This window comes from Streptomyces sp. NPDC055632 (assembly GCF_053618675.1).
Genome location: NZ_JBSHHY010000029.1, coordinates 23,132 through 44,248, shown reverse-complemented (window position 1 = coordinate 44,248; position 21,117 = coordinate 23,132). Strand labels below are relative to the sequence as shown.

Below are 21,117 nucleotides of genomic sequence, written 5' to 3'. Positions count from 1 at the left end.
TCTTCCGGGAGCCTCCCCAACTGCCTGAGCAGCCCGCCTGAGCAGTTTCGAGCACGCTCCGGAACCGGCACGACACCCCTCGCTCTTCTCTCGTGAGGGCCGAGCAGGGGGCCTCGGGCCGGACCCACAGCACGTTTCCTCTCTTCCGCCGCACCCGGCGGGACCACCGCCCCGGACTCGGTCCACACACCAGGACCCTGCCGGACAGCACAACCGGTCGCCGAGCCAGATGGCCGACGTCCGCTCCAGGGAAGGACCCTTCGTGAGCGACACCACCGATCTGATGGGCGTGACTGCCGACAGCAGTGTCGACAACGCCGCGCCCGCCGCAGGTGCTGCCACCGGCGGCACCGCACGGCGCCGCCGCTCCGGCACCGGCCTCGAGGGCATGGTCCTGGCCGAGCTGCAGCAGGTCGCGTCCGGCCTCGGCATCAGGGGCACCGCGCGGATGCGCAAGAGCCAGCTGATCGAGGTCATCAAGGAGGCGCAGGCCGGCGGGGGCTCCGCCGCCCCGGCCAAGGCCGCCGACGCCGCCGCCGAGACCAAGCCGAAGCGCCGCGCCACCTCCAAGGCCCGTACGGGCGAGACCGCCGCGGAGCCCGCCGCCGAGGCCCCCGCCCCCAAGGCGGAGAAGGCCGAGAAGGCCGCGACCCAGCAGCAGATCGACATCCCGGGCCAGCCCTCGCCCAAGACCCCGTCGGAGCAGGGCGACGAGCAGCCGGCCGGCGAGCGCCGCCGCCGTCGCGCCACCGCCCCCGCCGGTTCGCCGGACGGCGCGGCCGAGACCGCCCAGGCGGTCAAGACCGAGGCGCGTGCGGAAGCCCGTACCGAGACCCGCGAGGTCAAGGCCGAGGCGCAGACCGACACCCGGACCGACGGCGCCGTCGACGGCGCCGAGGGCCGCGGCCGCCGGGACCGCGGCGAGCGCGGTGACCGCCGCGACCGCCGGGACCGCCAGCGCGACCGCAAGGGCGACGACCAGCAGGGCGGCGGCCAGGGCGGCCAGCGCAAGGACCGCCAGGAGCGTCAGGGCCAGAGCCAGGGCCAGGGCGGCGGCCAGGGTCAGCAGGGCGGCCAGCAGGCCGGTCCGCAGGACGACTACGACGACGAGGCCGGCGGCCGCCGGGGCCGTCGCGGCCGCTACCGCGACCGCCGCGGGCGCCGTGGCCGCGACGACTTCCAGGCCGGCGAGCCGCAGGTCGCCGACGACGACGTCCTGATCCCCGTCGCGGGCATCCTCGACATCCTCGACAACTACGCGTTCATCCGGACCTCGGGCTACCTGCCCGGCCCGAACGACGTGTACGTCTCCCTCGCCCAGGTCCGCAAGAACGGCCTGCGCAAGGGCGACCACGTCACCGGTGCCGTGCGTCAGCCGAAGGAGGGCGAGCGCCGCGAGAAGTTCAACGCCCTCGTCCGCCTGGACTCCGCGAACGGCATGGCCGCCGACTCCGGCCGCGGCCGCCCGGAGTTCAACAAGCTGACCCCGCTCTACCCGCAGGACCGGCTCCGCCTGGAGACCGACCCGGGCGTGCTGACCACGCGGATCATCGACCTCGTGTCGCCGATCGGCAAGGGCCAGCGCGGTCTGATCGTGGCCCCGCCGAAGACCGGCAAGACCATGATCATGCAGGCGATCGCCAACGCGATCACCCACAACAACCCCGAGTGCCACCTGATGGTCGTCCTGGTCGACGAGCGTCCGGAAGAGGTCACCGACATGCAGCGGTCGGTCAAGGGCGAGGTCATCTCCTCGACCTTCGACCGTCCGGCCGAGGACCACACCACCGTCGCCGAGCTGGCCATCGAGCGCGCCAAGCGCCTCGTGGAGCTGGGTCACGACGTGGTCGTCCTGCTCGACTCGATCACCCGCCTGGGCCGCGCGTACAACCTCGCCGCCCCGGCCTCCGGCCGCATCCTGTCCGGTGGTGTCGACTCGACCGCGCTCTACCCGCCGAAGCGCTTCTTCGGCGCCGCGCGCAACATCGAGGACGGCGGCTCGCTGACCATCCTGGCCACCGCGCTGGTCGACACCGGCTCGCGCATGGACGAGGTGATCTTCGAGGAGTTCAAGGGCACCGGCAACATGGAGCTCAAGCTCGACCGGAAGCTCGCCGACAAGCGCATCTTCCCGGCCGTCGACGTCGACGCCTCGGGCACGCGCAAGGAGGAGATCCTCCTCGGCAGCGACGAGCTCGCCGTCACCTGGAAGCTGCGCCGCGTGCTGCACGCGCTCGACCAGCAGCAGGCGATCGAGCTGCTGCTCGACAAGATGAAGCAGACGAAGTCGAACGGCGAGTTCCTCCTCCAGATCCAGAAGACCACCCCCGGAGCGAGCAACAACGACTGACGCGGTCCACGAGATCCACGTCACACGACGGGGCCGGGCCCGGCCCGCGCCCCCGTCGTGAACTGCGCCGAACACCGCGCCCACCGTGTCCGCACGGTGGGCGCGGTGTTTTCCCGTCCGAAACGCCGCTGATCCGCGTGCAACCCTTTGGGGTGTCTCCCCGTCACAGAAGGTGAATCCAGGGCCGAAGGACGGGCGATGACCGAGCAGACGAACAGCGGCCGACGCCGCAAGGTGCCGATCCTCATCACGGGGGCCCTCGTGGTCCTCGTCCTCGGCGGCGCCGGCCTCGGCTACGCCTACTACAAGAAGCTCGACCACAACATCCAGGGCGTCGACATCAACGCCCAGCTCGGCCCCCAGCGCCCCGTCGACGTCGACGACGGCTCCATGGACATCCTCGTCCTCGGCTCCGACTCGCGCTCCGGCGACAACGACGCCTACGGCAGGGACGAGGGCGGCGCCCGCTCCGACACCGCGATGGTCGTCCACGTCCACGAGGGCCACAAGAGGGCGAGCGTCGTCTCCATACCCCGCGACACCCTGATAACGAGGCCGGACTGCACCGACGCCCGGGGCGCCGGCGTCCCCGGCCGGCGCCGCGCCATGTTCAACACGGCGTACGAGGTCGGCGGCCCGGCCTGCGCCGTGAAGACCGTCGAGTCGATGTCCGGCATCCGCATGGACCACTACGTCGAGGTCGACTTCACCGGCTTCAAGGAGATCATCGACGAACTCGGCGGCGTCGAGATCACCACCACCGAGCCCATCAAGGACGACGACAGCCACCTCGACCTCGCCCCGGGCCCCCACACCCTCGACGGCGAGCAGTCCCTCGGCCTCGTCCGCACCCGCAAGGGCGTCGGCGACGGCAGCGACCTCGGCCGCATCCAGCTCCAGCAGGCCTTCATCAAGGCCCTCGTCACGCAGGTCGAGGACCTCGGCGTCCTCACCGACCCGACGAAGCTCCTCGGCCTCGCCGACGCCGCCACCAGGGCCATCACCCCCGACTCCGAACTCGACTCCGTCCAGGAGCTGACCGGCTTCGCCCGGGGCCTCTCCGGCATCGACGCCCAGAACGTCCAGATGGTCACCCTGCCCGTCGTGTACGACCGGATCGACCCCAACCGGGTCGTGCCCCTGGAGCAGCAGTCCGCGCAGGTCTGGAAGGCGCTCAAGGACGACCTGCCCATCCCCGCCTCCGTCACGAAGGACACCGCCGCCGGGGCGGCCGGGGGCGTCGTGAGGTAGGCCGGGAATACCTCCGGCCCGACCCCGGTTTGGGGAGATGCGGCCGGTCCTGGCAGACTGGTACGTCGGCCCCGGTTCACGCATGCCGCAACCCGCAGCAGCGACCCGGTGCCCTCCCGGAACATAGGAGACACCTTGAAGCGCGAGATCCACCCCGAGTACGTCGAGACCCAGGTCAGCTGCACCTGTGGCGCGTCGTTCACCACCCGTAGCACCCTCACCGACGGCACCATCCGTGCCGAGGTCTGCTCCGAGTGCCACCCGTTCTACACGGGCAAGCAGAAGATCCTCGACACCGGCGGCCGCGTCGCCCGCTTCGAGGCCCGCTTCGGCAAGGCCGCCGGCTCCGCCAACAAGTAGCGAGCCCCTGCGCCGGTCCACGGTCGCCCCGCGCGGGTGGCCGGGACCGGCGCTTTGGCGTCCCCGTAGCAACTGACGAAGACCAGGAGCCCCCGCATGTTCGAGGCGGTCGAGGAACTGGTCGGCGAGCACGCCGACCTCGAGAAGAAGCTGGCGGACCCCTCGGTCCACGCCGACCAGGCGAACGCGCGCAAGCTCAACAAGCGCTACGCCGAGCTGACCCCGATCGTCGCCACCTACCGCTCCTGGAAGCAGACCGGTGACGACATCGAGACCGCCCGCGAGCTGGCGCACGACGACCCCGACTTCGCCGCCGAGGTCAAGCAGCTGGAGAAGGACCGGGAGGAGCTGACCGAACGGCTCCGCCTGCTCCTCGTCCCGCGCGACCCCAGCGACGACAAGGACGTCATCCTGGAGATCAAGGCCGGCGCCGGCGGCGACGAGTCCGCGCTCTTCGCCGGCGACCTGCTCCGCATGTACCTCCGGTACGCCGAGCGCGTCGGCTGGAAGACCGAGATCATCGACGCCACCGAGTCCGAGCTCGGCGGCTACAAGGACGTCCAGGTCGCCGTGAAGACCAAGGGCGGCAACGGCGCCACCGAGCCCGGCCAGGGCGTCTGGGCCCGGCTCAAGTACGAGGGCGGGGTGCACCGCGTCCAGCGCGTGCCCGCCACCGAGTCCGCCGGCCGCATCCACACCTCCGCCGCCGGCGTGCTCGTCACGCCCGAGGCCGAGGAGGTCGAGGTCGAGGTCCACGCCAACGACCTGCGCATCGACGTCTACCGCTCGTCCGGCCCCGGCGGCCAGTCGGTCAACACCACCGACTCCGCCGTCCGCATCACCCACCTGCCGACCGGCATCGTCGCCTCCTGCCAGAACGAGAAGAGCCAGCTCCAGAACAAGGAGCAGGCCATGCGCATCCTGCGCTCCCGGCTCCTCGCCGCCGCGCAGGAGGAGGCCGAGTCGAAGGCCGCCGACGCCCGCCGCAGCCAGGTCCGCACCGTCGACCGCTCCGAGAAGATCCGGACGTACAACTTCCCGGAGAACCGCATCTCGGACCACCGCGTCGGCTTCAAGGCGTACAACCTGGACCAGGTGCTCGACGGCGACCTCGACACGATGATCCAGGCGTGCGTCGACGCCGACTCGGCGGCGAAGCTCGCCGCGGCGTAGCCGCCGAGGCCGTACGGCCCGCAGGACCGTACGGCCACCCCTCAAGCCCCACCCCGCACCACGGAGGACCAGCGTGCAGTCACTTTCTGGGGGGCGACCCCCAGGCCCCCGCAGTCTGCTGCTCGCCGAGGTGGCCCAGGCCACCCGGCGGCTGGCCGACGCCGGCGTCCCCTCCCCGCGCTTCGACGCCGAGGAGCTCGCCGCGTTCGTGCACGGCGTCAAGCGGGGGGAGCTGCACAACGTCAAGGACGCGGACTTCGACGCCCGCTACTGGGAGACGGTCGCCCGCCGCGAGGCCCGCGAACCCCTCCAGCACATCACCGGACGGGCGTTCTTCCGCTACCTGGAGCTCCAGGTGGGGCCCGGCGTCTTCGTGCCCCGCCCGGAGACCGAGTCGGTCGTCGGCTGGGCCATAGACGCCGTGCGCGCCATGGACGTCGTCGAGCCGCTCATCGTCGACCTGTGCACCGGCTCCGGGGCCATCGCCCTCGCCATGGCCCAGGAGGTGCCGCGCTCCCGCGTGCACGCCGTCGAGCTCTCCGACGACGCCCTCGTCTGGACCCGGAAGAACGCCGAGGGCTCCCGCGTCACCGTCCACCAGGGCGACGCGCTGACCGCCCTGCCCGACCTCGACGGCCAGGTCGACCTGGTCATCTCCAACCCGCCGTACATCCCGCTCACCGAGTGGGAGTACGTGGCGCCCGAGGCCCGCGACCACGACCCGGAGATGGCCCTCTTCTCCGGCGAGGACGGCCTCGACACCATCCGCGGCATCGAGCGCACCGCCCACCGCCTGCTCCGTCCCGGCGGCCTCGTCGTCATCGAGCACGCGGACACCCAGGGCGGCCAGGTGCCGTGGATCTTCAACGAGGAGGCCGGCTGGGCGGATGCCGCCGACCACCCCGACCTGAACAACCGGCCGCGCTTCGCGACCGCCCGCAAGGCGACGCCGTGACCGGCGCGACCGCCATGACGAACCACGCGTACGAGGAGGCCGGGAACTGATGGCACGGCGATACGACTGCAACGAGGCGACCGACCGACTGACGGGCCTGCGCGAGGCCGCGTCCGCCGTCCGCCGGGGCGAACTGGTCGTGCTGCCCACCGACACCGTGTACGGGATCGGGGCGGACGCCTTCAGCAGCGAGGCCGTGGCTGACCTGCTGGCCGCCAAGGGGCGCGGCCGCAACATGCCCACGCCCGTGCTCATCGGCTCCCCGAACACCCTCCACGGCCTGGTCACCGACTTCTCCGAGCAGGCCTGGGAGCTCGTCGACGCCTTCTGGCCCGGCGCGCTCACCCTGGTCGCCCGGCACCAGCCGTCCCTCCAGTGGGACCTCGGCGACACCCGGGGCACCGTCGCCGTCCGGATGCCGCTGCACCCCGTCGCGATCGAGCTGCTCACCGAGGTCGGCCCGATGGCCGTCTCCTCGGCGAACCTCACCGGCCACCCGTCGCCGGAGGACTGCGACGCCGCGCAGAACATGCTCGGCGACTCCGTCTCCGTCTACCTCGACGGCGGCCCGACGCCCGGCAACGTCCCCTCGTCCATCGTCGACGTGACCGGCCCGGTGCCGGTGCTGCTGCGGCAGGGAGCACTCTCCGCGGAGGAGCTCCGGAAGGTCGTACCCGACCTCGAGGTGGCCAGTTGACCGCCCCTGAGGGGCGTGGCATAGCGGGGCACGACGACAGCGACACCTTCCGCATCCTCCACGTCAGCACCGGCAACGTCTGCCGCTCGCCGATCACCGAGCGGCTGACCCGCCACGCCCTGTGCGACCGGCTCGGGGACCCCCTCGGCGGCGGCCTGATCGTGGAGAGCGCGGGCACCTGGGGCCACGAGGGCGCCCCGATGGAGGCCAACGCGGAGCTGGTCCTCGCCGACTTCGGCGCGGACCACACCGGCTTCGTGGGCCGCGAGCTCCTCGACGAGCACGTCATCCGCGCGGACCTCGTCCTGACGGCGACCCGCGACCACCGGGCGCAGGTCATCTCGATGGGCCACTCGGCGGGGCTGCGCACCTTCACCCTGAAGGAGTTCACCCGCCTGGTCCGCGCCATCGACCCGGCCACGCTCCCGGACCCGCGCGACGAGGGCATGGTCGAACGCGCCCGCGCCCTGGTCCGCGCGGCCGCGGCTCTACGCGGGTGGCTCCTGGCCCCGTCCCCGGACGCGGACGAGGTCAACGACCCGTACGGAGCCCCCATCACGTTCTTCCGCTCGATCGGCGACGAGATCAACCAGGCGCTGGATCCCGTGGTGACGGCCCTGACCGGGGTGACGGCGCGGCGCTGAGCCGGTCGGGCGCGACCACGGCCACCACGTCCGGCGGACGGAGTCCGGCGCGGCGGCCCGAAGCCCGGGAGGCCCCCCGGGGCCGAGCGGCGCGAGGGGCGCGTCGGGGAAGGTGCTCGACCAGGCGCTGGACCCGGTGGTGACGGCCCTGACCGGGGTGACGGCGCGGCGCTGAGCCGGTCGGGCGCGGCCGCGTCGGGGAGGGGGCGGGGCCCGTGCCGGTTCTCGGCGCGCGGGTCCGGCGGCCCGTACCTACATTGGTGCTGACATCCCTCCACGCCCGGAGTCAGCCATGCCGGTCACCGCGCCCCCCGAAGACGCACTCGACGTCCTGCGCCGGCAGGACCCGGAGGTCGCCGACGTGCTGCTCGGCGAGGAGCGGCGGCAGGCCGACAGCCTGCAGCTGATCGCGGCGGAGAACTTCACCTCGCCCGCCGTCCTCGCCGCCCTCGGCTCCCCGCTCGCCAACAAGTACGCCGAGGGCTACCCCGGCGCCCGGCACCACGGCGGCTGCGAGTACGCCGACGCCGTCGAGCGGATCGCCGTGCAACGGGCCACCGCGCTCTTCGGAGCCGACCACGCGAACGTCCAGGCCCACTCCGGCTCCTCGGCCGTCCTGGCGGCGTACGCGGCCCTTCTCAGGCCCGGTGACACGGTCCTCGCCATGGGCCTGGAGCACGGCGGGCACCTCACCCACGGTTCGCCCGCCAACTTCTCCGGCCGCTGGTTCGACTTCGTCCCGTACGGCGTCGACGCCGAGACCGGGCTCGTCGACTACGAGCAGGTCGCCGCCCTCGCCCGCCACCACCGCCCCAAGGCGATCGTCTGCGGCTCCATCTCCTACCCCCGCCACCTCGACTACGAGGTCTTCCGCGAGATCGCCGACGAGACCGGCGCCTACCTCATCGCCGACGCGGCACACACCATCGGCCTGGTCGCCGGGGGAGCGGCCCCCAGCCCCGTCCCGTACGCCGACGTCGTCTGCGCCACCACCCACAAGGTGCTGCGCGGCCCGCGCGGCGGAATGGTCCTGTGCGGGGAGGAGCTCGCGGGACGGATCGACCGGGCGGTGTTCCCGTTCAGCCAGGGCGGCGCCCAGATGCACACGATCGCGGCCAAGGCGGTGGCCTTCGGCGAGGCCGGGGCGCCCGCGTTCACCGCGTACGCCCACCGGGTGGTCGAGCACGCCCGGGTCCTCGCCGCCGCCCTCGCCGCCGAGGGCTTCGCCCTGACCACCGGCGGCACCGACACCCACCTCGTCACCGCCGACCCGGCCCCCCTCGGCATCGACGGGCGCACCACCCGCGCCCGGCTCGCCGCCGCCGGCATCGTGCTCGACACCTGCGCGCTCCCGCACGGGGAGGGGCGCGGGATCCGGCTCGGCACGGCCGCCGTCACCACCCAGGGCATGGGCACCCCCGAAATGGCCAGGATCGCCGGGCTGTTCACCGCCGCGCTCCGCGACGACCCCGGGGAGACGGCCCGGGTACGGGCCGAAGTGCGCGCGCTGACCGGCCGGTTTCCGCCGTACGGACACTGAGTTCTCCGCCGCGCGGACACCGGGCGCGCCCCGGTGCAACCGTCCGGGAGGCCCCGCGTGTCTCCCAGCACATGGACGGCACGGCTAGGGTGTGGGGCTGAGATGGCCAGCGATTCCTGTGGGGCAGCCCGTGCGTGATTATCTGCTGACGCTCTGTGTCACGGCCGCGGTGACCTACCTGCTCACCGGTCCGGTGCGCAAGTTCGCCATCGCGACCGGGGCGATGCCGGAGATCCGCGCCCGCGACGTACACCGAGAACCGACTCCGCGGCTCGGTGGCATCGCCATGTTCTTCGGCCTGTGCGCGGGTCTGCTCGTCGCCGCCCACCTGCAGAACCTCGGCAGCGTCTTCGAGCTGTCCAACGAGCCCCGCGCGCTGCTCTCCGGCGCCGCGCTGATCTGGCTGATCGGCGTCCTGGACGACAAGTTCGAGCTGGACGCGCTGATCAAGCTGGGCGCGCAGATGATCTCGGCGGGCGTCATGGTCGCGCAGGGCCTGACGATCCTGTGGCTGCCGATCCCCGGCGTCGGCGTCGTCTCCCTGACCCCCGGGCAGGGCACGCTCCTCACGGTCGCCCTGGTGGTCCTCACCATCAACGCGGTGAACTTCGTCGACGGCCTCGACGGCCTCGCCGCCGGCATGGTCTGCATCGCCGCCACCGCCTTCTTCCTGTACGCCTACCGCCTCTGGTACGGCTACACGATCGAGGCCGCCGCCCCCGCGACCCTCTTCACCGCCATCCTCATGGGCATGTGCCTGGGCTTCCTGCCGCACAACATGCACCCGGCGCGGATCTTCATGGGCGACTCCGGCTCGATGCTGATCGGCCTGATCCTGGCCGCCTCCGCCATCTCGATCACCGGTCAGGTCGACCCCGACGTGCTGAAGCTCTTCGAGGGCTCGACCCGTGAGGCCACCCACGCCGCCCTGCCGGTCTTCATCCCGCTCGTGCTGCCGCTGACGATCATCGCGATCCCGATGGCGGACCTGGTCCTGGCGATCGTGCGCCGCACCTGGAAGGGCCAGTCGCCGTTCGCGGCCGACCGCGGCCACCTGCACCACCGGCTCCTGGAGATCGGCCACTCGCACAGCCGCGCGGTGCTGATCATGTACTTCTGGTCGGCCCTGATCGCCTTCGGGACGCTGGCGTACTCGGTCCACTCGACCTCGATGTGGATCGTCCTCGGGGTCGTCGCGCTCAGCGCGATCGGCCTGGTGCTGCTCCTGATGCCGCGCTTCACGCCGCGCGCGCCCCGCTGGGCCGAGTCCGTCGTGCCGCCCCGCTACCGGCGCCGTGGGCCGGTCCCCGCCGGGGAGGCGGACGCGGAGCCGTCCCCGGAGCCCGTCACGGACGAGGACGAGCGCGTCCCGGTGCCCGCCGGCATCAACGGCGCCACCGCCATCGGCAACCGCGCGCGCTTCACCGACCGGCGGAAGGCCGGAACGCCAGGTTGACGAAAGCCGCGACGGCGGGCATTACCAGACAAGGCGCCCCGCTGTCGTGCACACACGCGCGGTGTAACCCTCATGTGTGACAACTGGCACACCTTATGGGTAAAGACCTATTCAAATAGTTTGTGATACCGTTCACGAGACCCGGCGACAGTGCCGAAAGACCGTAGTGCGACGGTCCGTTGGCCCCGAGACCCACCTCGGACCGGGCTTACGCTCGTCCATGACGACACCATCGCCCCCTCCATCAAGCGGAGACACCGCCATGCCGTCCAACGACGCACGCATCCTTCTGCACACCGTTGTACCCACCGCAGCCGTCGGCGTCGTCGCCACGGTCGTCAGCGGGGTGGTCGCCGGTGGCAAGGGCGCGCTCGGCGCGGTCGTCGGCACGGTGGTGGTCCTCCTCTTCATGGGAATCGGACAGCTGGTTCTCCAGCGGACGGCGAAGTCGTTCCCGCACCTGTTCCAGGCGATGGGGCTGATGCTCTACACGGCCCAGCTCCTGGTGCTCTTCATCTTCCTGGCGTTGCTCAAGAACACCACGCTGTTCGACTTCAAGGCCTTCGCCTTCACGCTGCTCGCCGCCACCATCGTGTGGGTCGCCGCGCAGGCCCGGGCCTACATGAAGGCCAAGATCGCCTACATCGACCCCGGAAACTCGGGGCCGAAGTCGTGAAGGGTAGGGCCGGGATAAAGCCGCGTTCGGCTTCCTGCTATCGTCCGGTGCCAACTGCGGCACTGCGGGCGCGGGCATCCGAGACGCCTGTCCCAGCGCGAGGCTCGAAGCCGAACCGCCGCCCCCTTATCCGTAAGACCAGTCCAGTGCCGACCCGCGGCTGCGTGCCGCGCCGACACAACGAGGTTGCCGTACCTATGCGCCACGCTGAAGGAGCCCGCGGTGAGTGCTGACCAGACGCTTGCCTTCGACCCGGATTGCCACATCTTCAGTGGATGTGGCTTCCCGGCGCCGGGCCTGCACACGTTCATGTACGAGCCCATCGCGACGGTGGGCGGCATCGAGTTCACCAAGCCGATGCTGCTCGCCATCCTCGGCTCCATCGTGGTCGTCGGTTTCTTCTGGGCCGCCTTCAACAAGCCCAAGCTGATCCCCGGCAAGCTCCAGATGGTCGGCGAGGCCGGTTACGACTTCGTGCGCCGCGGCATCGTCTACGAGATCATCGGCAAGAAGGACGGCGAGAAGTACGTCCCCTTCATGGTGTCGCTGTTCTTCTTCGTCTGGATCATGAACCTCTGGTCGATCGTTCCGCTCGCCCAGTTCCCGGTCACCTCGCTGATCGCCTTCCCGGCCGGTCTCGCGCTGATCGTGTACGTCATGTGGATCTCGCTCACCTTCAAGAAGCACGGCTTCGTGGGCGGCTGGAAGAACATCGTCGGCTACGACAAGTCCCTCGGCGCGATCCTCCCGATGGTCGTCGTCCTCGAGTTCTTCTCGAACCTCCTCATCCGGCCCTTCACGCACGCGGTCCGACTGTTCGCGAACATGTTCGCCGGTCACCTGCTCATCGTGATGTTCTCGCTGGCCACCTGGTACCTCATGAACGGCCTGGGCTTCGTCTACGCCGGCGCCTCGTTCGTGATGGTCATCGTGATGACCGCATTCGAGCTCTTCATCCAGGCCGTCCAGGCGTACGTCTTCGTCCTCCTGGCCTGCAGCTACGTCCAGGGCGCGCTCTCCGAGCACCACTGAGCCCGACCCTCGGACGCAGTTCCCCCCGAAACCAGCAGACGTCCGGTGGCCAACCCCCACCGGGTCATTGAAAGAGAAGGAAGTAACGGCATGTCCGCTGCTCTCGAACTGATCAACCTCGCCGCCCCCGGTGACTCCGCCAAGACGACCCTGGTCGGCAACGTCGCCTCCATCGGCTACGGCCTCGCGGCCATCGGCCCCGGCGTCGGCGTCGGCATCATCTTCGGTAACGGCACCCAGGCCCTCGCCCGCCAGCCCGAGGCCGCCGGTCTGATCCGTACCAACCAGATCATGGGCTTCGCCTTCTGTGAGGCGCTCGCCCTCATCGGCATCGTCATGGGCTTCGTCTACCAGTAAGCCCGGATCGACAGCCCGATTCTTTTTACGGAAGGCACTGATGTGAACGCTCTGCTTCTTGCGGCGGAGGAGCCCCAGCCTCCTCTGATCCCGCATCTTGACGAGCTCGTCATCGGCCTGATCGCCTTCGTCATCGTCTTCGGCTTCCTCGCCAAGAAGCTCCTCCCGAACATCAACAAGGTTCTGGACGAGCGCCGCGAGGCCATCGAGGGTGGCATCGAGAAGGCCGAGTCGGCCCAGATCGAGGCTCAGAGTGTGCTGGAGCAGTACAAGGCCCAGCTCGCCGAGGCCCGCCACGAGGCCGCGCGTCTTCGCCAGGAGGCGACGGAGCAGGGCACCGCGATCATCCAGGAGATGAAGGCGGAAGGCCAGCGCCAGCGCGAGGAGATCATCGCGGCCGGCCACGCGCAGATCGAGGCCGACCGCAAGGCCGCGTCCGCCTCGCTGCGTCAGGACGTGGGCAAGCTCGCCACGGACCTGGCCGGCAAGCTGGTCGGCGAGTCCCTCGAGGACACCGCCCGCCAGAGCCGCACGATCGACCGCTTCCTCGACGAGCTCGAGGAGAAGGCCGAGGCCGTCCGATGAACGGAGCGAGCCGTGAAGCACTGGCAGCCGCCCGCGAGTCCCTCGACGCGCTGACCGACAACACCCCGGTCGACGCGACGAAGCTCGCGGACGAGCTCGCCGCCGTCACCGTGCTGCTCGACCGCGAGGTGTCGCTGCGCCGGGTCCTGACCGACCCCGCCCAGTCGGGTGAGGCCAAGGCCGCACTCGCGCAGCGACTCCTGACCGGTCAGGTGGGCGGCGAGACCGCCGACCTGGTCTCGGGCATGGTCCGCTCCCGCTGGTCGCGCTCGCGCGACCTGGTCGACGCGACCGAGGAGCTGGCGAACACCGCGGACCTCACCGCGGCGCAGAAGGCGGGCGCGCTGGACGGCGTCGAGGACGAGCTGTTCCGCTTCGGCCGGATCGTGTCCTCCAGCACCGAGCTCCGCTCGGCGCTGACGGACAAGGCCGCCACGGCCACCGCCAAGGGCACGCTGCTCCGCAGCCTGCTGGGCGGCAAGGCCCACGCGACCACCGAGCGCCTGGTCGTCCGTCTGGTGACCCAGCCCCGGGGACGTAGCCTGGAAGCGGGACTCGAGTCCCTGTCCAAGCTCGCCGCGGCGCGCCGGGACCGGATGGTCGCCGTCGTCACCTCGGCGGTGCCGCTGTCGGACCGGCAGAAGCAGCGCCTCGGAGGCGTCCTCGCCAAGCTGTACGGCCGGGAGATGCACCTGAACCTGGACGTGGACCCCGCGGTCCTCGGCGGGATCACCGTGCGGATCGGTGACGAGGTCATCGACGGCTCCATCGCGGAGCGCCTCGGCGAGGCGACCCGTCGACTGGCCGGCTGACGCGGTCACCACAGCAGAAAAGCATCACAGCATCACCAGCGGCCCGGTTGGGCCGTGCAGAGATTGCAGAAGATTCCTGGGGGTCGGCCCCCAGACCCCTTAAGAAACTTCGGGCCCAACAAGGAGAGCAGGGAACCCAGATGGCGGAGCTCACGATCCGGCCGGAGGAGATCCGGGACGCACTGGAGACCTTTGTCCAGTCGTACCAGCCGGACGCGGCCTCGCGCGAGGAGGTCGGCACGGTCAGCCTGGCCGGCGACGGCATCGCGAAGGTCGAGGGTCTTCCCTCGGCCATGGCGAACGAGCTGCTGAAGTTCGAGGACGGCACCCTCGGTCTTGCGCTGAACCTCGAAGAGCGCGAGATCGGTGCGATCGTCCTCGGCGAGTTCAGCGGCATCGAGGAGGGGCAGTCGGTGCAGCGCACCGGCGAGGTCCTCTCCGTCGGTGTCGGCGAGGGATACCTCGGCCGCGTTGTCGACCCGCTCGGCAACCCGATCGACGGTCTCGGCGAGATCGCGACCGAGGGCCGCCGCGCCCTCGAGCTGCAGGCCCCGGGCGTCATGGCCCGTAAGTCGGTGCACGAGCCGATGGAGACCGGCTACAAGGCCGTCGACGCCATGACGCCGGTCGGCCGCGGTCAGCGCCAGCTGATCATCGGCGACCGTCAGACCGGCAAGACCGCGCTGTGCGTCGACACGATCATCAACCAGCGCGACAACTGGCGCTCGGGCGACGTGAACAAGCAGGTCCGCTGCATCTACGTCGCCGTCGGCCAGAAGGGCTCGACCATCGCGTCCGTGCGCGGCGCGCTGGAAGAGGCCGGTGCGCTCGAGTACACGACGATCGTCGCCGCCCCGGCGTCCGACCCGGCCGGCTTCAAGTACCTGGCGCCGTACACGGGCTCGGCCATCGGCCAGCACTGGATGTACCAGGGCAAGCACGTCCTGATCGTCTTCGACGACCTGTCGAAGCAGGCCGACGCCTACCGCGCCGTGTCGCTGCTGCTGCGCCGCCCGCCGGGCCGTGAGGCCTACCCGGGTGACGTCTTCTACCTGCACTCCCGTCTCCTCGAGCGCTGCGCGAAGCTCTCGGACGAGCTGGGTGCCGGCTCGATGACCGGTCTGCCGATCGTCGAGACCAAGGCGAACGACGTCTCGGCGTTCATCCCGACCAACGTCATCTCCATCACCGACGGCCAGTGCTTCCTGGAGTCCGACCTGTTCAACGCCGGCCAGCGCCCGGCCCTGAACGTCGGCATCTCGGTCTCCCGAGTCGGTGGCTCCGCCCAGCACCCGGCCATGAAGCAGATCGCCGGTCGCCTCCGCGTGGACCTCGCCCAGTTCCGTGAGCTGGAGGCCTTCGCGGCCTTCGGTTCCGACCTGGACGCGGCCTCGAAGGCGCAGCTGGAGCGCGGTCAGCGGATGGTCGAGCTGCTCAAGCAGGCTCAGTACCAGCCGATGCCCACGGAGAACCAGGTCGTCTCGGTCTGGGCCGGCACCACCGGCAAGATGGACGACGTCCCGGTCGCCGACATCCGCCGCTTCGAGGCCGAGCTCCTGGCGTACCTGCGCCAGAACCACTCCGGTCTCATGACCTCCATCCGCGAGGGCAAGAAGATGTCGGACGACACCCTCACGGCCGTCGCCGACGCCATCGCGGAGTTCAAGCAGCAGTTCGAGACGTCCGACGGCAAGCTGCTCGGCGCGGACGCCCCTGCCGCCGTCAACGTCTCGAAGTGACGACGGAAGGGACCTGACTCATGGGAGCGCAGCTCCGGGTCTACAAGCGTCGCATCAAATCCGTCACCGCGACGAAGAAGATCACCAAGGCGATGGAGATGATCGCCGCCTCGCGTGTCGTCAAGGCGCAGCGCAAGGTGCAGGCGTCGACCCCGTACGCGACCGAGCTCACCCGCGCGGTCACGGCGGTGGCCACGGGTGCGAACGACAAGCACCCGCTGACCACCGAGGCGGAGAACCCGAGCCGTGCCGCGGTCCTGCTCCTGTCGAGCGACCGCGGTCTGGCCGGCGCCTTCAACTCCAACGCCATCAAGGCGGCGGAGAAGCTCATCAAGGAGCTGGAGGGCAAGGGCCGCACGGTCGACGTCTACGTCGTCGGCCGCCGCGGTGTCGCGCACTTCAACTTCCGTGAGCGGAAGCTGAGCGACACGTGGACCGGCTTCACGGACGAGCCCACGTACGCGGACGCCAAGAAGATCGCGGCACCGCTGATCGAGGCGATCGAGAAGGACACGGCCGAGGGCGGTGTGGACGAGCTCCACATCATCTACACCGAGTTCGTCTCGATGATGACCCAGACGGCCATCGAGGCCCGGCTGCTGCCCCTCAGCCTCGACGAGGTGGCGAAGGAGGCCGGCGAGCCGGACACCCTCCGTCCGCTGTACGACTTCGAGCCGTCGGCGGAGGACGTCCTCGACGCCCTGCTGCCGCGCTACGTCGAGAGCCGGATCTACAACGCGCTGCTCCAGTCGGCTGCCTCCAAGCACGCCGCCACGCGCCGCGCGATGAAGTCGGCCACCGACAACGCGGGAGACTTGATCAACAACCTCTCCCGACTTGCCAACGCGGCCCGCCAGGCCGAAATCACCCAGGAAATCAGCGAGATCGTCGGTGGCACCGCAGCCCTGGCCGACGCGACCGCGGGGAGTGACAAGTAATGACGACCACTGTTGAGACGGCCGCCGCCACGGGCCGCGTCGCCCGGGTCATCGGCCCGGTCGTCGACGTGGAGTTCCCCGTCGACGCGATGCCGGAGATCTACAACGCCCTGCACGTCGAGGTCGCCGACCCGGCCGAGGAGGGCAAGCTCAAGACGCTGACCCTCGAGGTCGCGCAGCACCTCGGTGACGGCATCGTCCGCACCATCTCGATGCAGCCCACCGACGGTCTGGTCCGCCAGGCCCCCGTGGTCGACACCGGCGACGGCATCACGGTGCCCGTCGGCGACGTCACCAAGGGCCGCGTGTTCAACACGCTGGGCCAGATCCTGAACGAGCCCGAGGCCGAGTCCGAGGTCGGCGAGCGCTGGTCCATCCACCGCAAGGCCCCGGCGTTCGCGGACCTCGAGTCGAAGACCGAGATGTTCGAGACCGGCCTGAAGGTCGTCGACCTCCTCACCCCGTACGTCAAGGGTGGAAAGATCGGTCTGTTCGGTGGCGCCGGTGTCGGCAAGACCGTTCTGATCCAGGAAATGATCATGCGTGTGGCCAAGCTGCACGAGGGCGTTTCCGTCTTCGCCGGCGTCGGCGAGCGCACCCGTGAGGGCAACGACCTCATCGCGGAAATGGAAGAGTCCGGCGTTCTGGACAAGACCGCCCTGGTCTTCGGCCAGATGGACGAGCCCCCGGGCACCCGTCTCCGCGTCGCCCTCGCCGGTCTGACCATGGCGGAGTACTTCCGCGATGTGCAGAAGCAGGACGTGCTGTTCTTCATCGACAACATCTTCCGCTTCACCCAGGCCGGTTCCGAGGTGTCGACCCTGCTCGGCCGCATGCCCTCCGCGGTGGGCTACCAGCCGAACCTGGCCGACGAGATGGGTCTCCTCCAGGAGCGCATCACCTCGACCCGTGGTCACTCGATCACCTCGATGCAGGCGATCTACGTCCCCGCCGACGACCTCACCGACCCGGCGCCGGCGACCACCTTCGCCCACCTCGACGCGACGACGGTTCTCTCCCGTCCGATCTCCGAGAAGGGCATCTACCCGGCCGTGGACCCGCTGGACTCCACGTCCCGGATCCTGGACCCGCGCTACATCGCGCAGGAGCACTACGACGCCGCCACGCGCGTCAAGGGGATCCTGCAGAAGTACAAGGACCTCCAGGACATCATCGCGATCCTCGGCATCGACGAGCTCAGCGAGGAGGACAAGCTCGTCGTCCACCGCGCGCGCCGCGTCGAGCGCTTCCTGTCGCAGAACACCCACGCCGCCAAGCAGTTCACCGGTGTGGACGGTTCGGACGTTCCGCTCGACGAGTCGATCGCCGCGTTCAACGCGATCTGCGACGGTGAGTTCGACCACTTCCCGGAGCAGGCCTTCTTCATGTGTGGTGGTCTCGAGGACCTCAAGAAGAACGCCAAGGAGCTCGGCGTCTCCTGAGCCCCGTGCTCGCCTTGAGGGGGGCGGGATCCGTCCCGCCCCCCTCTCCACGCCCCCTAGAATTGACCCCAACACCCGGCACGACCGCCGGGTGGTGACCCGAGGAGCCACCCTTGGCTGCTGAGCTGCACGTCGAGCTGGTCGCCGCGGACCGGAGTGTCTGGTCCGGCGAGGCCACCCTGGTCATCGCGCGTACCACCTCCGGCGACATCGGCGTCATGCCCGGCCACCAGCCGCTGCTCGGTGTGCTGGAGTCGGGCCCGGTGACCATCCGTACGAGCGAGGGCGCGACCGTCGTCGCCGCCGTCCACGGTGGATTCATCTCGTTCGCGGACGACAAGCTGTCGCTGCTCGCGGAGGTCTGCGAGCTGGCGGACGAGATCGACGCCCAGCGCGCCGAACGCGCGCTGGAGCGCGCCAAGACGGACTCCGACGCCGCCGCCGAGCGGCGCGCCGAGGTCCGGCTGCGCGCGGTAGCGGTCCGCTGACGGTCCGCGCAGAGTAGTGCCCTCAGCCGCGGCACGGCTGGAATTTTCCAGACCGTGCCGCGGCTGAGGCGATGCAGGTGCAGGTTGTATTCGGTTCGGCCGGCTGGTCCGGTCACGGGACGCAGCGAGGAGGTCGGTGAAGATGTTCCTCGCTCTGCTCGTGTGCGGCCTGGTCGTCGCACTGGTGGTGATCGGGCTCTTCGTCTTCGGCTTGCGCCGGAGACTGATCCAGAAGGCCGGCGGGACGTTCGACTGTTCCCTGCGCTGGAACGTCCCCGACGAGCCGGATCCGGCCGGCAAGGGCTGGGTGTACGGCGTCGCCCGCTACAGCGGTGACGAGATCGCCTGGTTCCGCGTCTTCTCGTACGCGCCCCGTCCGCGCCGGGTCCTGGAGCGCTCCTCCATCGTGGCCCTGGAGCGCCGGACGCCGGCGGGCGAGGAGGAGCTCGCGCTGCTCTCGGACGCGGTCATCCAGCCCTGTATGTACGAGGGCGTCCGCCTGGAGCTCGCGATGAGCGAGGACGCCCGGACGGGCTTCATGGCCTGGCTGGAGGCGGCGCCTCCCGGGCAGAGGGTCAACGTCGCCTGATCTTTTCGGAACGACGGAAGCGGGGGACGGCGTGCTGCGCCGTCCCCCGCTTCTTCGTTCTCGTACGGGCTAGCTCAGGCCGCTGTTGATCGCGCCGACCAGCTCGCCGTTGGTGGTGTCACCGCTGAACTCCCAGAAGAAGGCACCGCCCAGGCCCTGGGTCTTGGCCCAGCCCATCTTGGACGTGACCGTGGCCGGGGTGTCGTAGCTCCACCAGTTGGTGCCGCAGTGGGCGTACGCCGTGCCGGCGATCGTGCCGGTGGCGGGGCAGGTGTTCTTGAGGACCTTGTAGTCCTCGATGCCCGCCTCGTACGTGCCGGGAGCCGCGCCCGTCGCCGTGCCGCCGGGGGCGGACTGGGTGACGCCTGTCCAGCCGCGGCCGTAGAAGCCGATGCCGAGCAGCAGCTTGGAGGCCGGGACGCCCTTCGCCTTGAACTTGGCGATCGCCTCGGCGGAGTTGAAGCCCGCCTGCGGGATGCCGGGGTACGAGGTGAGAGGGGAGTGCGGGGCCGTCGGGCCCTTGGTCGCCCAGGCGCCGAAGAAGTCGTACGTCATGACGTTGAGCCAGTCGTAGTACGGGGCGGCGCCGCCGTAGTCGGCGGCGTCGATCTTGCCGCCGGAGGAGGCGTCGGCCGTGACGGCAGCGGTCACCAGGTTGTTGGCGCCGAACTTGGCGCGCATGGCCTGCATCATGTTCTTGAACGAGGCCGGGCCGCTGGTGTCGCAGGTCAGGCCGCAGGCGTTGGGGTACTCCCAGTCCAGGTCGATGCCGTCGAAGACGTCGGCCCAGCGCGGGTCCTCGACCAGGTCGTAGCAGGACTGGGCGAAGGCGGTCGGGTTCTGCACGGCCTGGCCGAAGCCGCCGGACCAGGTCCAGCCGCCGAAGGACCACAGGACCTTGATGTTCGGGTACGCCTTCTTCAGCTTGCGGAGCTGGTTGAAGTTGCCGCGCAGCGGCTGGTCCCAGGTGTCGGCGACGCCGTCGACCGACTGGTCGGCGGTGTACGCCTTGTCGTAGTCGGCGTAGGAGTCGCCGATGGTGCACTTGCCGCCCTGGACGTTGCCGAAGGCGTAGTTGATGTGGGTGATCTTGGACGCGGAGCCCGAGGTCACGATGTTCTTCACGTGGTAGTTGCGCCCGTAGACGCCCCAGTTGGTGAAGTAGCCCAGCTTGACCGCGTTCGGCGGCGGCGGGACGTCCGGGCCGCCGGTGGTGCGGACCGGGACCGGGCCGGCGGCGGGGCCGGTCTGGTCGATGGTGTCGCGGGCGACGACCGTGTAGCTGTAGTCGGTGCCGGCGGTCAGGCCCGTGTCGGTGTGGGTGAGGCCCGTGGTGGTGGCGATCTTCGTGCCGCCGCGCAGCACGTCGTAGTTCTTGACGCCCTTGTCGTCGGTGGCCGCGGTCCAGGTGAGCTTGACCGAGGTGTTGGTGACGTTCGAGGCGACCGGGGCGCCGGGGGCGGAGGGCGGGTTGTCGCCCGGCTGGGTGGAGCCGTCGCACGGAGCGCCGTTGATCTTACAGCCGCTGGGCGCTCCGGAGCCGGTGCCGTTGTAGCCGAAGGAGACGGAGGCGCCGGGGGCGAGGGTGCCGTTCCAGCCGACGTTCTTGGCGGTCCAGTGGGTGCCGGAGCTGGTGACGGTGGCGTCCCAGGCGGAGGTGACCGCGGTGCCGGCGGGGTAGTCCCACTCGACGGTCCAGGAGGTCAGGGTGGTGGTTCCGGTGTTCTTGACGGTCCAGTTGCCGCCGAAGCCGGAGCCCCAGTCCTGGGTCTTGGTGTAGGTGGCCGTGGCCGAGGTGGCCGCTTCGGCGGGGGTGGCGAGGCCGACCATGGCGGCCAGGGGCAGGACGAGGGCGGTCAGACCGGCAGCGGCCCGGTGTCTGAACCCTGCTCTGCGCGTCGGTGCTTGAGTGCTCAACGGTGCTCCTCAAGTTGCGGACGGGGTGGGGGTGGTCCGTGAAGATGCGCGCGCCCCGCGAGCGTAGGAAGGTCTGGACCAATCGTCAAGAGGTCCAGACCAACGTCGGTAACCCC

20 protein-coding genes are annotated in these 21,117 nt (G+C 70.3%); 19 read left to right on the top strand and 1 reads right to left on the bottom strand.

The features are described from left to right. The first annotated feature begins 262 nt into the window (after positions 1-262). From rho to ACWGSR_RS28785, 19 genes are all read left to right on the top strand, one after another. Positions 263-2,350, top strand: a complete 2,088-nt coding sequence (rho, locus tag ACWGSR_RS28875) for a transcription termination factor Rho (RefSeq protein ID WP_453570625.1) — start codon at positions 263-265, stop codon at positions 2,348-2,350. 198 nt (positions 2,351-2,548) lie between these two features. Continuing rightward, positions 2,549-3,601, top strand: coding sequence for an LCP family protein (locus tag ACWGSR_RS28870; RefSeq protein WP_376236942.1), 1,053 nt, complete (start codon positions 2,549-2,551; stop codon positions 3,599-3,601). A 135-nt stretch (positions 3,602-3,736) separates the two neighbouring features. Beyond that, entirely contained in the window at positions 3,737-3,961 is a 225-nt protein-coding gene (gene rpmE / locus ACWGSR_RS28865) for a 50S ribosomal protein L31 (RefSeq protein ID WP_030218896.1), read from the top strand. A gap of 96 nt (positions 3,962-4,057) precedes the next feature. Further along, entirely contained in the window at positions 4,058-5,134 is a 1,077-nt protein-coding gene (gene prfA, locus ACWGSR_RS28860; protein WP_376236937.1) for a peptide chain release factor 1, read from the top strand. A 73-nt stretch (positions 5,135-5,207) separates the two neighbouring features. Further along, positions 5,208-6,089, top strand: a complete 882-nt coding sequence (prmC, locus tag ACWGSR_RS28855) for a peptide chain release factor N(5)-glutamine methyltransferase (RefSeq protein WP_366371939.1) — start codon at positions 5,208-5,210, stop codon at positions 6,087-6,089. A 49-nt stretch (positions 6,090-6,138) separates the two neighbouring features. Further along, entirely contained in the window at positions 6,139-6,786 is a 648-nt protein-coding gene (locus ACWGSR_RS28850) for an L-threonylcarbamoyladenylate synthase (RefSeq protein ID WP_053648610.1), read from the top strand. Beyond that, complete coding sequence (locus ACWGSR_RS28845) at positions 6,783-7,430, top strand: arsenate reductase/protein-tyrosine-phosphatase family protein (RefSeq protein ID WP_053648608.1); 648 nt, start codon at positions 6,783-6,785, stop codon at positions 7,428-7,430. Before ACWGSR_RS28850 ends, ACWGSR_RS28845 begins: the two co-directional genes overlap by 4 nt. A 292-nt stretch (positions 7,431-7,722) precedes the next feature. After that, a complete protein-coding gene (locus ACWGSR_RS28840; RefSeq protein ID WP_453570378.1) occupies positions 7,723-8,970 on the top strand; it encodes a serine hydroxymethyltransferase in 1,248 nt (415 codons plus the stop codon). Between the two features lie 130 nt (positions 8,971-9,100). Beyond that, positions 9,101-10,426 carry an MraY family glycosyltransferase gene (locus tag ACWGSR_RS28835; protein WP_376236927.1) on the top strand — a complete coding sequence of 442 codons (1,326 nt, stop codon included), beginning with the start codon at positions 9,101-9,103 and terminating at the stop codon, positions 10,424-10,426. 262 nt (positions 10,427-10,688) lie between these two features. After that, the gene (locus tag ACWGSR_RS28830) at positions 10,689-11,102 is read left to right on the top strand and encodes a hypothetical protein (RefSeq protein ID WP_432088672.1); all 414 of its coding nucleotides are present in this window, start codon (positions 10,689-10,691) and stop codon (positions 11,100-11,102) included. Between the two features lie 222 nt (positions 11,103-11,324). Continuing rightward, positions 11,325-12,134, top strand: a complete 810-nt coding sequence (atpB, locus tag ACWGSR_RS28825; protein WP_432088671.1) for a F0F1 ATP synthase subunit A — start codon at positions 11,325-11,327, stop codon at positions 12,132-12,134. A gap of 90 nt (positions 12,135-12,224) precedes the next feature. Then, positions 12,225-12,491, top strand: coding sequence for an ATP synthase F0 subunit C (gene atpE, locus ACWGSR_RS28820; protein ID WP_366371947.1), 267 nt, complete (start codon positions 12,225-12,227; stop codon positions 12,489-12,491). 42 nt (positions 12,492-12,533) lie between these two features. Continuing rightward, entirely contained in the window at positions 12,534-13,076 is a 543-nt protein-coding gene (locus ACWGSR_RS28815; RefSeq protein ID WP_376236919.1) for a F0F1 ATP synthase subunit B, read from the top strand. Beyond that, the gene (locus tag ACWGSR_RS28810; RefSeq protein ID WP_366371950.1) at positions 13,073-13,888 is read left to right on the top strand and encodes a F0F1 ATP synthase subunit delta; all 816 of its coding nucleotides are present in this window, start codon (positions 13,073-13,075) and stop codon (positions 13,886-13,888) included. The genes ACWGSR_RS28815 and ACWGSR_RS28810 overlap by 4 nt, the downstream gene beginning before the upstream one ends. A gap of 140 nt (positions 13,889-14,028) precedes the next feature. After that, positions 14,029-15,627 carry a F0F1 ATP synthase subunit alpha gene (gene atpA, locus ACWGSR_RS28805; protein WP_125661757.1) on the top strand — a complete coding sequence of 533 codons (1,599 nt, stop codon included), beginning with the start codon at positions 14,029-14,031 and terminating at the stop codon, positions 15,625-15,627. 20 nt (positions 15,628-15,647) lie between these two features. Then, positions 15,648-16,565, top strand: coding sequence for a F0F1 ATP synthase subunit gamma (locus ACWGSR_RS28800; protein ID WP_376236916.1), 918 nt, complete (start codon positions 15,648-15,650; stop codon positions 16,563-16,565). After that, entirely contained in the window at positions 16,565-18,007 is a 1,443-nt protein-coding gene (atpD, locus tag ACWGSR_RS28795; RefSeq protein ID WP_366371954.1) for a F0F1 ATP synthase subunit beta, read from the top strand. The genes ACWGSR_RS28800 and atpD overlap by 1 nt, the downstream gene beginning before the upstream one ends. A gap of 113 nt (positions 18,008-18,120) precedes the next feature. Continuing rightward, a complete protein-coding gene (locus ACWGSR_RS28790; protein ID WP_030218854.1) occupies positions 18,121-18,495 on the top strand; it encodes a F0F1 ATP synthase subunit epsilon in 375 nt (124 codons plus the stop codon). 142 nt (positions 18,496-18,637) lie between these two features. Continuing rightward, positions 18,638-19,084: a DUF2550 domain-containing protein gene (locus ACWGSR_RS28785; RefSeq protein WP_366371956.1), complete on the top strand. Its 447-nt coding sequence runs from the start codon at positions 18,638-18,640 to the stop codon at positions 19,082-19,084. Positions 19,085-19,153: 69 nt separating this feature from the next. Here the strand turns inward: ACWGSR_RS28785 and ACWGSR_RS28780 are convergent, their stop codons facing one another. Beyond that, positions 19,154-21,001 (bottom strand): glycosyl hydrolase family 18 protein, encoded by a 1,848-nt coding sequence (locus tag ACWGSR_RS28780; protein WP_453570367.1) that lies wholly within the window; start codon positions 20,999-21,001, stop codon positions 19,154-19,156. Positions 21,002-21,117 lie beyond the last annotated feature (116 nt).